This window comes from Bifidobacterium breve DSM 20213 = JCM 1192 (assembly GCF_001025175.1).
In the GTDB taxonomy this organism is placed as follows: domain Bacteria; phylum Actinomycetota; class Actinomycetes; order Actinomycetales; family Bifidobacteriaceae; genus Bifidobacterium; species Bifidobacterium breve.
The window spans coordinates 1,687,029-1,701,564 of the sequence record NZ_AP012324.1; the positions used below are offsets into that span (position 1 = coordinate 1,687,029).

The 14,536-nt window shown below is 55.7% G+C and carries 9 protein-coding genes; 1 reads left to right on the plus strand and 8 read right to left on the minus strand.

All coding sequences use genetic code 11. The features are described from left to right. Window positions 1-23 precede the first annotated feature (23 nt). Window positions 24-3,080 (minus strand): type I restriction endonuclease subunit R, encoded by a 3,057-nt coding sequence (locus BBBR_RS07400; protein ID WP_225851402.1) that lies wholly within the window; start codon window positions 3,078-3,080, stop codon window positions 24-26. A 379-nt stretch (window positions 3,081-3,459) separates the two neighbouring features. On the opposite strand from BBBR_RS07400, the gene BBBR_RS07405 reads away from it, so the two are divergent. Beyond that, window positions 3,460-3,891 (plus strand): PBECR4 domain-containing protein, encoded by a 432-nt coding sequence (locus BBBR_RS07405; RefSeq protein WP_025299953.1) that lies wholly within the window; start codon window positions 3,460-3,462, stop codon window positions 3,889-3,891. On the opposite strand, the gene BBBR_RS07410 is transcribed toward BBBR_RS07405, so the two are convergent. The 7 genes from BBBR_RS07410 to BBBR_RS07440 all read right to left on the minus strand — a co-directional run bounded on the left by BBBR_RS07410 (window position 3,885) and on the right by BBBR_RS07440 (window position 14,368). Next, complete coding sequence (locus tag BBBR_RS07410; protein WP_003830231.1) at window positions 3,885-4,712, minus strand: alkaline phosphatase family protein; 828 nt, start codon at window positions 4,710-4,712, stop codon at window positions 3,885-3,887. The two genes, BBBR_RS07405 and BBBR_RS07410, sit on opposite strands and share 7 nt — an antisense overlap. Before the next feature lie 70 nt (window positions 4,713-4,782). Then, window positions 4,783-5,901, minus strand: coding sequence for an ABC transporter ATP-binding protein (locus tag BBBR_RS07415; protein WP_003830229.1), 1,119 nt, complete (start codon window positions 5,899-5,901; stop codon window positions 4,783-4,785). Further along, entirely contained in the window at window positions 5,898-6,824 is a 927-nt protein-coding gene (locus BBBR_RS07420; RefSeq protein ID WP_003830228.1) for an ABC transporter permease, read from the minus strand. Before BBBR_RS07420 ends, BBBR_RS07415 begins: the two co-directional genes overlap by 4 nt. After that, on the minus strand, window positions 6,812-7,714 hold the full coding sequence (locus BBBR_RS07425; RefSeq protein ID WP_003830226.1) for an ABC transporter permease: 903 nt from the start codon (window positions 7,712-7,714) through the stop codon (window positions 6,812-6,814). The genes BBBR_RS07420 and BBBR_RS07425 overlap by 13 nt, the downstream gene beginning before the upstream one ends. 36 nt (window positions 7,715-7,750) lie before the next feature. Next, window positions 7,751-8,875 carry an ABC transporter substrate-binding protein gene (locus BBBR_RS07430; protein ID WP_014483317.1) on the minus strand — a complete coding sequence of 375 codons (1,125 nt, stop codon included), beginning with the start codon at window positions 8,873-8,875 and terminating at the stop codon, window positions 7,751-7,753. A gap of 543 nt (window positions 8,876-9,418) precedes the next feature. Further along, complete coding sequence (gene ileS / locus BBBR_RS07435) at window positions 9,419-12,727, minus strand: mupirocin-resistant isoleucine--tRNA ligase (protein WP_003830220.1); 3,309 nt, start codon at window positions 12,725-12,727, stop codon at window positions 9,419-9,421. A 672-nt stretch (window positions 12,728-13,399) separates the two neighbouring features. After that, a complete protein-coding gene (locus BBBR_RS07440; RefSeq protein ID WP_025299957.1) occupies window positions 13,400-14,368 on the minus strand; it encodes a ribokinase in 969 nt (322 codons plus the stop codon). Window positions 14,369-14,536 lie beyond the last annotated feature (168 nt).

Below are 14,536 nucleotides of genomic sequence, written 5' to 3' on the forward strand. Positions count from 1 at the left end.
CTTGTATTATCCTCCTGCTCGTCCTATTCGCTGATCTTGGTGTCGGCCCACAGCTCGCACTGTTCCATGACGGTCTTCATGGCGTCCTCGACGCCTTCGGGCGGATACTTGTATTTGCGCAGCAAACGTTTGATGGCACGCCGCATGCCGGCCCTGGCGCTTTCCTTCTTCTGCCAGTCGATCGTGGCGTTGCTCCGCATCGCATCGGTCAACTCGCGGGCTATCGAGACGAGCTGGTCGTTGTCGTAGAAGTCCTTGACCGCCTGCGGCTGGGTGATCGCGTCGTAGAACGCCATCTCCTCGTCGCTCAAGCCGAGCTTCTGCGCGTCGTCGCGGTCCTTCATGATCTCCTTGGCCATGTTGACGAGCTCTTCGATGACCTGCGCGTTCGTGAGCATGCCGTTGAGATACGCGTTCAACGTGTTCTGGAGCATCTCGCTGAACTTCTGGGATTTGACCACACTGGTGCGCCCGTACGCCCGCACTTTCTCCTTGATGAGGCGTTTCAGGCTCTCGATCGCGATGTTCTTCTCCTTCATGCCGGCGACCTCCTGGAGGAACGCCTCATCGAACAGGGAGATCTCCACGCTGTCCTTCTCGAACAGGTTGAGCACGCCGTCCGCATGCACGCTCTGCTGGAGGATCTCGCTCACCTGCTTGTTGAACTCCGTGTACGTCATGCCGCTGCCCCCGCCGGAGCCACGTCCGGTCAGGCGAAGGACCTGCACGCGCAATACGGATAGGTAAGCCGCCTCATGCGCGTCCTCTTCGCTTACCATGCTTTTGCACAGGCTCAGCGCCTGGTTCATGAGCTGGCATTGCTTGAGGAACGATTCCGTGTCTTCGTGCCGTTCCAGATCGAGCAGCCAGTCGGTTCCCTCCGCGATGGCGTCGGCAAGCGCCTCCCTGCTGTTCTGGAAGATGAGTTTGCGGTAGTTGAAGCCGTACATGAGATCACGGCACACGTCGAGCTTTTCGAGGAATTTCGGATAGGCGGTCTCGGCGATGTTCATGTCGCCGTAATTGTGCTGGTCACGGCTGGTATAGTCCTTCATCGCCCGCTTGAGCGCGCCTGCGATGCCGATGTAATCCACGACCAGACCGCCCTCCTTGCCCTTGCACACGCGGTTGACGCGGGCGATGGCCTGCATGAGGTTATGGCCCTTCATCGGCTTGAACACGTACATGGTGGACAGGCTGGGCACGTCGAAGCCGGTGAGCCACATGTCCACGACGATGGCGATCTTGAGGGAATCGGAATCGTCCTTGAACCTGCGTTCCATCTCCTTCTTGTGCGTGGTGCCGCCGCACACGTCGAACCATTCCTCCGGATCCTGGTTCGACATGGTCATCACCACGCCGACCTTGTCTTTCCATTCGGGGCGCAGCTCCATGATCCTGTAGTAGATCTTCATCGCAATCGGCCGGCTGTACGCCACGATCAGGGCCTTGCCGGCCAGGACGTCGGCGCGGTTGTTCTCGTAATGGTCCACGATGTCGCGGCACAATGCGTCGATGGTTTCAGGAGTGTCGAAGATGGCATCGAGGCCGCCGAGGTCATGCTTGGACTTCTCCACGCTCGCCTCGTCGGCCTGGTCCGCGAACTCCTTGTAGACCGCGTCGATGCGGCCCAGCGCGTTCTCGTCAAGATGGAGCGAGACCACACGGCTTTCGTAGTAGACCGGCTTGGTGGACTCGTCCTCGACGGACTGGGTCATGTCGTACACGTCGATGTAGTCGCCGAAGATCTCGCGGGTGTTGCGGTCATCCGTGGAGATCGGCGTTCCGGTGAAACCGATATAGGACGCGTTCGGCAGTGCCTTGCGCACGACACGGGCCGCGCCGACCGACACATGACCGTCCGCGTTGATCCGTTCGGTCAGGCCGTACTGGCCGCGGTGAGCCTCGTCCACCATCACCACAACGTTGCTCCGGTCGCACAACGGCTCGTCGCCGTCCGAGAACTTCTGCATGGTCGTGAAGATGATGCCGTTCGCCTCACGACCCTCAAGCAGTTCCTGAAGATTCCTGCGGCTCTCGGCCTGGACCGCCTTCTGGCGCAGGAACCTGGCGCAGCGGCTGAATTGTCCGAAAAGCTGGTCGTCGAGATCGTTGCGGTCGGTGATGACCACGATGGTCGGGCTTTCAAGATAACGCTGCAGCAGATGTGCGAAGAACACCATCGAAAGCGATTTTCCGCTTCCCTGGGTGTGCCAGAACACGCCGATCCTGCCATCCCCATTGACGGCCTCTTCCGCTCTGACGATGGCTTTCCGCACCGCGAAATACTGGTGGTATGCGGCGATGATCTTCACGACCTTCTCGGAGGAATCGTTGAAGCATACGAAGTTTTGGATGATGTCGAGCAGCCGTTCCTTCGGGAGCATGCCGTCAATCATGGTGCTCCATGCCGCGGCTTTCGTTCCGGAATAGTCGCCGTCCGCCGACTTCCAAGCCACGTAACGGTCCTCGTCGGATGTGATCGTGCCGACCCTGGTCTGGGTCATATCGCTCATCACGCAGAACACGTTGGGCACGAACATGCTCGGTATCTGCTTCATGTACTGGCGCAATTGCAGGTACGCGTGTGAAGCGTCCGTCTCCTCTCTCGACGGGGACTTCAGCTCGAACAACACCAACGGCATGCCGTTCACGAAAATGATGACATCGGGACGTTTCTCGGAATACTCCACGAACGTCCACTGGTTCACGACATGGAAATCGTTGTTCTCGGGATCGTCGAAATCAAGCAGCCGGACGATGTCATCACGCTCTTCCTTGCCGTCAAAGAAGTGCACTTCGACTCCTGATTGCAGGTAGTCATTGAATATCTCGTTGCGCTGCTCCAAGCTGCCGATCTCGACATTCTGAATCTTCCGGATGGCCTCCTCGACGGCTGCTTCCGGCAGATTTCTGTTGATTCGTCGCAACGCATCCGGGAGAATATCAGGAAGGAATACGTCGCGATACGAGTCGTCGGCGCGGCGAACATCGGGCCCGTACAGGTGCTCATATCCGAGTTTCTCCGTTAGATGTTCGACGATCAGATTTTCGTACCATTCCTCGTTCAGTGGATCCATGGACGTGATGTTGTTCAGAGAACACTCCGAGACCGTACGAGATTCGACTTTGGAAACAGCCATTGCTTACCCCACAAACATATGGATTCTCAAGCAAACCACTTTTCGGTTAGTCTATCAACCAGCCTATCGTTCGGGTGTAATCAACATGGTTGTCCATGGCTATTTTCCGGCTTCCTTTTAAGATTTTCGCATCGCCGCAAGGCGGAACACGTCTAGTCCATCAAGCCGGTGGACAATAAGCGTCCGGCTGGGAGCACGCCCGTAATCGTAATCGTCATCCGCGAGCGACAGAAAAGACCTATTGACGTCGGCAAACCCAAGGGCACCGGCGTCAATTACTATTTCCTGAATCCGCGCCGAGTCCGGGAGACAGCCGTTGAAAGAGAACCGTTTCGATCCCGAGGATTCGATCAGGGCCATACATGTGTGCGCGCCCGTCTATCTGGAACGGTTGCTGGGCAGGCATGCGCTTTTCGTTCCAGGCGACGGTTCCGTCTCCATGGAGACGCTGTACAAGGCCGACAACTTCATGCACTTGTGCGGCGCGCACTACGAGAACGTCTCTTCGAAGGATTTCTGGGAGATGGCGTTGAAATCGTATCTTACGCCGGATGGATTGCTGTCGAACAGGACATGCGTCGCCACTCGAACCAATCAAGATACAACTGCAAGTACCTCGCGCTCACCTCCCACGAAAGCCCGACATGAAGCCCTCAAGGTTCGAGTGGAGAGTGCTCGCCCTGTTGGCAAATTATCAGGCATGAGATGCCCGTGGATGAGTCAGGTCACCGATACCGTCTTTCATTGAATCGGCGTATCAAGGTGTCGCAGCATCCATCCGGCAATCTGTTCAGGACGCATAGACTCAAATGAGTACTGATCACTTGAGCGAGCTCCTAATCGCAATGCACCGAAGAAGGAACGTCGTAACACCGGATCGGCACCGCCGTGCCCACCTTCGTCAAGATGTCCATGATCAGTCGTAATGCACACCAGCCAATCCTCATCCGGATGATTGGACGAACGACGTTCGACTGCATCAAGGATCTCACCGACATGCTCATCCACACGGGATAGCGCAGATTCGTATTCCTCGCTAATACCACCATACAGATGGCCAACCTCATCCACCTCACCAAGATAGATGAAGGAGGCATCTGCAGGATCGTTAGATATCGATATCACCGCAAACCGTGCGATTTCACTGTCGGCCAGACGGTACCCATATGTCTCACCATCGCGTACCACCAAACGGTGATGACAAGAGATGATCTGATCGTTGCGTGTTGCGATAACCGGACCAGGGCCTGCAGGATCCACCAATGGAGGCCAACTTGAAGCGGCAACCGTTTTCATCATCGGATGAGCAACAGCCGCACGTGTCAGAAAATCGGGGCACTCGTATAAACGATTTCCACGGAAGGTGTTGTCCTGCACCCCATGCTGAGCATGAGTGGTGCCCGTAAGTATCGATGACCATCCCGGCCCTGATATAGTAGGCACTTCCATTGTCATTTCAGCCGAAGATCCATTATTGAGGATCCGATTGATATTCGGTGCGTGATTCTCTTTACGCACAATGTCAAGGCGTACTCCGTCCACACCAATAAGGAGAAGTTTTTGTTGCATAGAAAGTCCTTTCGCAGAATCCTGTGGATTCCGTAATTCGTTGTGACGATTTTTATCGGTAGAGGCGGAATTAAGCAACACACTCGACTCTTCGTGCTGTGCATAACATAGGTTCGTCGGCAATCCTCACCATTACCGAGCATCCCGGAGCGAACAGCTGCGCGTCCTTCGAAGGCAAATCCACACGAAGATGCAATCCGTCACCCATGGCAACCATTACACTGGTGAATGCACCACGCAATACAGTTGATGTAACTATTCCCAATACAGCATCGCGATTATTGAGATCATCATTGGAGATTTGCAAACGCAACTCCTCCGGTCTGACGAACACATCAACAGGACCGGGGTCCAACGTCGCCGCACTGGTTGCTGCACGTACAGGCACGCGACAACCAATCGTCTGTGCCGTTCCATCGGTCGACAACACGCCAGGCAACACATTCATAGATCCAACAAACCCTGCTACAAACGCAGTGGCAGGCGAATGATAGATTTCTGCAGGCGTTCCAACTTGTTCGAAGCGTCCGTTGTACATAACAGCAATCCGGTCGGCCATCACAAGAGCTTCCTCTTGATCATGCGTGACCATTATGGTCGTGGTATGAGTTTCTAATTGCAAAGCACGGATTTCGTCCCGCAACTGCACACGCACCTTGGCATCAAGAGCCGACAAGGGCTCGTCGAGCAATAAGACTCGCGGTTTAGTGGCCAAAGCACGAGCCAACGCCACGCGCTGTTGCTGACCGCCTGATAGCTGCGCTGGATAACGATCTGCGTAATCAGCCAACCCCACACTAGCCAATAGCTCAACGGCGCGGCTTCTCGCCTCTGTCTTGGCCACATGTCGTATGCTGAGCCCATACATGACGTTTTCGACCGCGTTCAAATGGGGGAACAGCGAATAGGCTTGAAACACCAGTCCGATGTCACGACGATTTGTCGGCACACCGCTCACATCAACATCATCCAGTAACACTGAACCCTGATCTGCGGCTTCAAAACCAGCGATTATGCGCAGCAACGTACTCTTGCCGCAGCCCGAAGGTCCCAGCAATGCGACTAACTCACCGGAATGAATATTGAGGTCAAGTCCATTGAGCACCTTCGTAGTCCCGAAGGATTTAGTCACATTACGCAACGTGACGGATGTCCCCTGTGGTAAAGAACTCACAGCAACTGTCGTCATTTGTTTTCCTTACTACCGTATTGTGCAGTTCTATGTTTGTCGGTTCCTCCAACCATTGACAACAGTCCAAGCAGTATCCATGTGACCATAATCGTGATGAAGGCCAACGCCGCAGCCGAATGCGGATGTGAAGTACCAATCTGCGAAAGAATCACAGGAAAAGTAGTTTTGAGCAAAAGCTGAGCAATAGCAAATTCACCTAAAACAATTGCGCATCCCAACAACGATGCCGACATGATGGCACTGCGAAGGTTAGGCAAGATGGCACGCACCAACGTGGTAACCGCACCTGCTCCCAATGATGAACTCGCATCCCAAAGCGTGCGCACATCAACAACCCGAATGCCCGCATCAAGGGAACGGTACACGAATGGCATTATCACCACCATATAGAGAGGAACTAAGCCCAGCGGACTATTCAACGCCTGAGGCAGGATGATGCGATACAAAGGCCCCACAGCACTGACTAAGGCAATGGCAGGCACTACGTATGGCAACACGGAGAAGCCCTCAGCCACAGGCAACATCTGCGGTGCTTTTAAATGTAAAATTAACAAAGTTGGCAACATAAGCACCAAAGAAAACAGACACGTCATTAAGGCCAGTCCAATGCTGAGAGCAATCGACTCACCAATGCCAGGCATGTGAACAATCTCCATCAATGGATCAAAAGTGATGAAGGTGCCGGGCAAATGGATTCCGAACCAGAGCGAAGCGAGAAGCGGTAACAGGAAAAACACCGCGCAAACGCCTAATACTATTGTCTGTCCCACATGCCTCGGATAGTTCCGTCGAACGTCGGAAAATGCATTTCCCGCAAAACATCTGGCACCACTAGCAGCATCGTGGTTCGTTTCGGCACCGATCCGCGATTCCGACTTTACTGACGAGACGGCCTTCGAATCAGTAGTCACTGCAGCCATTTCGCAGTTCTCCTTTCAAGTACGGAACGCATGATGAAGGCCACGAGGATGATGGCAATCATTCCGACAATGAGCGCAGCACCAAAATTCTCATCCACGAATACGTTGCCCGTCAAGAAGACGCCCACCATAATGGCGATAAGATTCGCCGACCCTCCGCTGAGCGCATAGGCAGTTGCATAGGCAGCAAAGGCATTGGCAAACAGAAGCAACATAGTGCCAATTATCGCGGGTGCCAGAACTGGAATGGTCACACGCATCAGCGTCTGCAAAGGACTGGCACCCAATGCGGCGGAGGATTCCGACCACTCTTTCTTTAAACCTAGGATAGAAGGCATAATCAGTACAGCCATCAAAGGAATCTGAAAGTACAAATAAACCACGGTCAATCCCCAGAAGGAGGACAGATCAAGGAACTTCGAGATATCGACACCGCTGACATTCCGAATAGCCACGGTCAACACTCCCTCAGTACCCATCAATGCAATAAAGGCGAAGGCCAGCGGAACGCCACCTAGTTGGGAGGCTACAGCTGAAAATGAGAGCATGATTTTGGCCAGCCATCGCGGCTTGGTAGCCGTGCAAAGCGCCCATGCCAGCAGTAGACCCAACAGGCCACCCAATAAAGCAGTGACCAAAGATAATTTGATAGTATTCACGTAGGCATTAAGGTATTCAGGAGCAAAAATGCCTCGCAACGGCTGCAACGACCATGCTCCGGAACTATCATGTAGACTTCGCCAGAAATTAAACAACACTGGGATGACCAGAAACAAAGTCATGAATACTGCGAATGGCAGCAGTCCAAGCCATCCAATGAGTTTCGTACGCGACACGCCTCGTTTAGTCCGTTGCCGCTTAGAGGGGGCATCCCCGGTAGCGTTCATCATGATAATTGCGCCACTCCACTCTGCATCTCATGAGCCTTATTCGAAATTGGCGACTTGACTGCCCCAATTCTTGACCACCAACTGCGACATCTTGTTGCCTTGCTCGATATTCGGGAAGCTGATCCGTTTAAGCGTGTCGGCATCAGGCAATCCGGCTTCAGCTTCCTTGGTCAGAGTACCGACCTTCTTCATCTCCTGGAAGCGCGCAGGGATAGCGCCGTGCTCAGCATAAATATTGGCACCATCATCGCTCAGCAACCACTCAAGCCACAACCTTGCAGCGTTTGGATGCGGGGCATCCACCAACGCGGATTGAGCATAATAATTGCCAAATACACCATCCGTCGGCACATTGACCGTAAGCTTGACGCCGGCCTTCTCAACTTCGTCACGGATACCGTTGAAATTATAATTCCAATCAAGCACCACAGCAGCCTGTCCGGTGGTCAAAGCCTGCGCCGTGCCACTAGCCTTGGCGAGATACCCATCCTTAGCGAGTTTAGAGAAGAAATCAATACCCGGCTGGATGTTGTCCAACGAACCCCCATTCGCAAGCGCAGCCGATGCGACTGCAGCGAGCTGGCTGGCCCCCTCTCGAGGATTTCCTATATAGATCTTACCTTTGTACACAGGCTTGAGCAGATCTTTCCAACTGGTTACTGCAGGTACTTTGCTTTCGTCCACGCCAATGCTCAATACGCCATAGTATGCGCCAACCCATTTTCCATCTGGATCTTTGAGATTGGCAGGCAATTCATTGGCCACCGACGGCGTATAAGAACTCAGCAAGTTCTTCTGCTTAGCCGGATCGGTGAACGAATAACCCAAATCGGGAACATCGGGCTGAGAAGGCTGTCCTTTGAGGGTCTGTATGCTTTGGATTTCTTCCGCGCTGGAAGCATCCGGGCTAGAAACATGAATCTTGATGCCATACTTCTTGGTGAATGCCTTGAACGAATCGCCATAACCGGCCCACGTTTCCGGATAACCAATCAACTCCAGCTTACCCTCTTGCTTAGCAAGCTTGGTGATTTCCTCAAGATTCGAACCGACCTTCGTGTCGGACTCACTTTGTGCAGAAGACGTACCGCAAGCTGACATCGTGATTCCCAGCAACGCCACCAATAATCCGGTGACACCCTTGCGCCATATATTCGTCATAACCATCCTCTTCATAAAGAATTACTATTCATTCACACTGGAAAAGCGGCTGTCGCCGACATCTCATTGAGTGATGGTAGATGACCTAGATGGCACGAATCTGGCTTTGACATGAATTCCAAACGCATATCGCTAATAGTGGGTAACAAGCATGTGAACCAGTAATGAATCCGGTTTCATGTGTTGAGAACTTGAAATGCGCAGTGGATTATTCGTCTTTGTACGAGCACTCGAAAGTGAGGCCCTGCAAGTTCCGACATTACATCATGTTCGCCTCCAAGCATGAAGTTAAAACATGCGATGGATTTGCGCGATAACCGGAATGACGGATGACGATAATGCATCTTTAATCATGTGAGAGCGAAGAAACGCCATATTCAAAATCTGCATGCCGACCGCATTGAACAGTTGAACGAATACCTGACGTAAACTTTATGGCATACCACGGAACAAAAAGTGGTCCCGCCGCCAAGCGGCGGGACCGCTTCGTGCATTCCACGCGCCAGTGCATCACGCATCAGGCGCGGTCGGTCCGCCACGGCATCACGCCTTGGCGACCTCCACACCCAGCTCGGCGCCTTCCTTCACTTCGAAGGAGGTAGCCAGCGTCTCGTGGGCGATCAGATCCTTGAACTGCTCGACCTTGGCCACATCGGCGGCCGGAACGGTCAGCGTCAGCGCGATACGATCGGCGATGTCCAGATCGGCGGCCTTGCGGGCATCCTGCACGGCGCGGATGGCGTCGCGGGCGTAGCCCTCGGCCAGCAGGTCGTCATCCAGAGCGGTGTCGAGAATCACGAAGCCACCAGTCGGCAGAGCGGCGGACACCGAAGCGGCGGCCTCGGCGGCGTTCTCCTCCTCCACACGGTTGATGAGCTCGTACTCGCCTTCGACCAGTTCCAAATCGCCGGACGGCGTGGAAACCACCGGAGCGCCGGAAGCGTTGACGCTCCAGTCGCCAGACTTGGATGCCTTGATGGCGAACTGCACCTGCTTGCCCAGACGCGGGCCGGCAGCGCGAGCGTTCACGCGCAGCTCGTGCACGATCTTCAGACCCTGGGAACCAGCGTCCTCCATCGTGCAGAATTCGATATCCTTGACGTTGAGCTCGGACTTCAGCAACTCGTCGTAGGCCTTGACTGCGTCCACATCCTCGGCCACCACAGTGAGCTTGGCAAGCGGCTGACGCACGCGGATCTTGGCGGACTTACGCAGGGACAGGGTGCCGGAAACGACTTCGCGCACCTTCTCCATTGCGGCGACCAGAACCGGATCGTCGACCAGAACACGACCAAGTTCGGTGTCCGCACCGGTCTTCTCGTCCACCACATACGGCCAGTCGGCCAGATGCACGGACTCGCCACCGGTCAGACCGCGCCACACGGACTCGGCCTCCATCGGAGCAAGCGGAGCAAGCACGCGCATGAACGCCTCAAGCACGGTGTACAGCGTGTTGAACGCGGTGGCATCCTCATTCCAGAAGCGGTCGCGGGTGTTGCGGATGTACCAGTTGGTGAGCACGTCGATGAAGTCGGAGACCGCATCGCAGGCGTCGGAAATCGCGAACTCGTTCAGCGACTTCTCCACACGCTCCACCAGACGGCGGGTGCGGGCCAGCAGATAGCGATCCATCTGCGGCAGGCCAGCGACCTCGTCGGCACGCAGCTGGCGGGCGTCGAATCCGGCCCCGCCGTTGGCCGCGTTGGCGTACAGCGTGAAGAAGTAGTAGGAGCTCCACACCGGCAGCATGACCTGGCGCACGGTGTCGCGGATGCCCTCGGCGGTGACGATCAGGTTGCCACCGCGCAGAATCGGCGAGGACATGAGGAACCAGCGCATGGCGTCGGAACCGTACTTGTCGAACACGCCGTTCACGTCCGGGTAGTTGCGCAGGTGCTTGGACATCTTCTGGCCGTCGGAGCCGAGCACGATGCCGTGGCAGATCACGTTCTTGAATGCCGGTCGGTCGAACAGGGCGGTCGCCATGACGTGCAGCAGGTAGAACCAGCCACGAGTCTGGCCGATGTATTCCACGATGTAATCGGCCGGGAAGTGCTGTTCGAACTTCTCCTTGTTCTCGAACGGGTAGTGGAACTGCGCGAACGACATGGAGCCGGACTCGAACCAGCAATCGAGCACATCAGAGATACGGTGCATGTGCGATTTGCCGGTCGGATCATCCGGGTTCACGCGCGTCAGGTTGTCGATCCACGGACGGTGCATATTGACGTTGCCGTCCTTGTCGCGCGGGTAGTCGCCAAAGTCGGCCTTGAGCTCTTCAAGCGAACCGTACACGTCCACACGAGGGTACTTCGGGTCATCGGACACCCACACCGGAATCGGGGAACCCCAGAAACGGTTGCGGGAGATTGACCAATCACGCGCGTTGGCAAGCCACTTGCCGAATTGGCCGTCCTTCACATTCTCCGGAATCCAGTTGATCTGCTGGTTGAGCTCCAGCAGGCGCGGCTTGATCTTGGTCACGGACACGAACCAGGAGGAAACCGGCTTGTAGATCAGCGGGGTGGCGCAGCGCCAGCAGTGCGGGTAGGAGTGCACGTAGCTCTTCTCCTGGAAGAGGATCGCGCGCTGGTCTTCGGGAATCTCGGCGAGCGGGCCGTCGCCGGCACGCAGGTTGCGCAGGATCGGCAGGTTCGCGTCGAACACGTACATGCCCTCGTATTCCGGGCACTGGGAGGTGAAGCGGCAGCCGGCGTCGAGCACATCCGTGCTCTTGACCCCGTGCGCGTTCAGCGTGTTCATATCGTCTTCACCGTAGGGAGCCTGGTGAACCAGGCCGGTACCTTCGACGGTGTCGACGTAGTCGGCGGTGAAGATCGTGTAGCCGTTCGGGCCGGGCACATTGCCTTCGGTCTCGGCCTTCTCCCCCGCGAAGTACGGGAAGACCGGGTAGTAGCGACGACCAGCCAGCTCAGAGCCCTTGAGCTCACGCACGACCTCGTAGTTCTCGCCGAGTTCCTTGGTGTAGTGCTCAAGCAGCGGCTTGCCGAAGTAGAACTTCTTGCCGGCGAACTTGCCCTCGGTCGGGCGCACCTCGACATAATCGATGTCGGCGCCGACCACGATGGCGAAGTTGGTGGGCACGGTCCACGGCGTAGTGGTCCAGAAGACGGCGTAGGCATCTTCCTCATCACGCATCTTGACGGCCACGGACACGGTGGTGTCCTGACGATCCTGGTACACATCGGCATCCATGCGCAGCTCGTGCGCGGAAAGCGGAGTCTGATCCTTCGGGCAGTACGGCAGCACGCGGTAGCCTTGGTAGGCCAGGCCCTTGTCGTAGAGCTGCTTGAAGGCCCACATCACCGATTCCATGTACGGGATGTTCAGAGTCTTGTAGCCGTGCTCGAAGTCAACCCAGCGGGCCTGACGATGCACGTAGTCCTGCCATTCATGCGTGTACTTCAGCACGGATGCGCGGCAGGCGTCGTTGAACTTATCGATGCCCATCTTCTCGATTTGGTCGACCGAGTCGATGCCGAGTTCCTTCTGAGCCTCGAGCTCGGCGGGCAGGCCGTGGGTGTCCCAACCGAACACGCGGTTGACCTTGCGGCCCTTCATGGTCTGGTAGCGCGGGATCACATCCTTGGCATAGCCGGTCAGCAGGTGGCCGTAGTGCGGCAGGCCGTTCGCGAAAGGCGGGCCGTCGAAGAACACGAATTCGTTCTGGCTGTGGTCGCCGGAGGGATTGCGCTCCACCGACTTCTGGAAGGTATCGTCCTTATCCCAATAGTTAAGAACGGTCTCCTCCATTTGGGGGAAGCTGGGGTTCGGCGCCACGTGTGCGGTCTCGCCGCCCTCGTTCGCCTTGGGATATACGTTTTCGCTCACCGTAAATCTCCTAGTTGTACTGTGCACTGGTCCTACAGGAGCATCATTGGTGGCGATTGATTCAAGTGGCCGCTTTAGTAGTCGCCTCGCTCGAAACCATCGTCGGATGATGTTCCTGCCTACGAGGACGATGACGAGCGCTTTGCACGCTCCGCACCGCGGTACCACCTCGCTTATCGCACCGGTTGCGCTCCGCCGAATTGTTGCACTCAGCGCAGCGCGGCCTGCACGACCGCTTGTGTTCGGCTATCTCGGGCCGATCCCGTCGGTTCTACTAGGCGATTGCCGCCGTTCTTCCGAAGACTCCCCGCTGATAACGGATCACTGCCTCACAACGGTGCATATCCTAACACGCTGCGCGGTCAAGTCTGCACGAATGTTCACTGAGAGACGCCGTTGACCGCGAACCCGTGAATGTTGCAGACATTTCTGTATCAGTTATCAGTCATGCAGACATATCCGTACAAGTTATCGCCGATTTATAGCCATAACTAGACGGATAATGACTGCATCCCGTTAATCCAACAGGTTATGTCTGCAAAATCCACCAGTACAACAACGGATTACGTCTGCATTCTCTTATGGTCAGTCCAATTCGTTCCCGCATAGCGTCTAAATGGACGTGTTAGGTCTGCATCCAATTCACGGCCTGCAAGACTCTGCACTCAGCAATTACTTCGCACCAAACCGCTCACGAATCTGAGCGGCAGTACCATAAGAGGCTTGCGCGCCGAACCCAGTCGCGGCGTACGCGGAAACGTATGAGGCCAACTGCGCACTGTCCGCCAACGCATGACCCGAGGCAAGTCCGGCCAGAACCGTGCCCATAAAGGCATCTCCGCACCCGGTAGTGTCGATGGCCTCAACCGCAACTGGCGCAATACGATAGATATCATCACCATCGATGACTACCGACCCATCCCCGCCAAGCGTAATTACCGCCTGATTAAAGCCGAAGTCATGCATCTGCCGCGCCACATCAGACCAGTCCAGTCCATCCCAATCGTCATCGTCCGGCTCGGCGATGTCCAGCAGCTGCGCCATTTCATGCTCATTGACCAACAGAATGTCCGAAGCCTCGATAAGCTCAGCGGGCAGTTCAGCAACGAATGGCGAATCGTTGAGCAATACCTTGAGCCCGGCATCATGACAGAGGCGAGCGCATGCCGTGACCGTTTCCATCGGACTCTCTAAACACAGTCCCAACACATCGGCGGCAACCAATGCGTCAGATGACTGGCGCACATAGTCGACAGACACCTCACCATTGGAACCAGCCGAATATACGATGGTGTTCTCACCATTCGCGTCCACGGTAATTACCGTAGTGCCACTGGGACCTGCAACGGCAGCGATATGCGAAGTATCCACACCAGCATCGCGCAAATGCTCCAGCAGAAAATCCGCATTGGCATCTTCCCCGACTGCACCAAACATCCGCACCTGCGCTCCAATTCGCGCAGCCGCCGATGCCTGATTCGCTGATTTGCCTCCCGGCAATAAGGTCAGCGGGCCACCGTTGACGGTCTCTCCCGGTTTCGGCAACCGCTCAGTAACGACCGTGTAATCAACATTCATTGATCCGACCACGGACACACTGCCGTGCAGGTGGTCGAGCAAGTCAAGACATGATGCTGACATGATGCATTTCCTTTCGGCCTTCTTGTTTCGGCCTGTCTTCTATGTTCTGCGCTTGTTCTACGTTTCAGCAAAATCACGATGGAAACACAATCGTGCGGGTATGCGAATGCCCGGAGTCTGAAGTCAAATCCCGGGCATTGCACGTATTCGGGGCCAAATCGTCTGCGC

What these genes read in the sequence shown, in the direction of transcription:
- BBBR_RS07400 (WP_225851402.1), bottom strand. Translation starts at nt 3,080, where the DNA reads ATGGATCCACTGAACGAGGAATGGTACGAAAATCTGATCGTCGAACAT.
- BBBR_RS07410 (WP_003830231.1), bottom strand. Translation starts at nt 4,712, where the DNA reads ATGCAACAAAAACTTCTCCTTATTGGTGTGGACGGAGTACGCCTTGAC.
- BBBR_RS07415 (WP_003830229.1), bottom strand. Translation starts at nt 5,901, where the DNA reads ATGACGACAGTTGCTGTGAGTTCTTTACCACAGGGGACATCCGTCACG.
- BBBR_RS07420 (WP_003830228.1), bottom strand. Translation starts at nt 6,824, where the DNA reads ATGGCTGCAGTGACTACTGATTCGAAGGCCGTCTCGTCAGTAAAGTCG.
- BBBR_RS07425 (WP_003830226.1), bottom strand. Translation starts at nt 7,714, where the DNA reads ATGATGAACGCTACCGGGGATGCCCCCTCTAAGCGGCAACGGACTAAA.
- BBBR_RS07430 (WP_014483317.1), bottom strand. Translation starts at nt 8,875, where the DNA reads ATGACGAATATATGGCGCAAGGGTGTCACCGGATTATTGGTGGCGTTG.
- BBBR_RS07440 (WP_025299957.1), bottom strand. Translation starts at nt 14,368, where the DNA reads ATGTCAGCATCATGTCTTGACTTGCTCGACCACCTGCACGGCAGTGTG.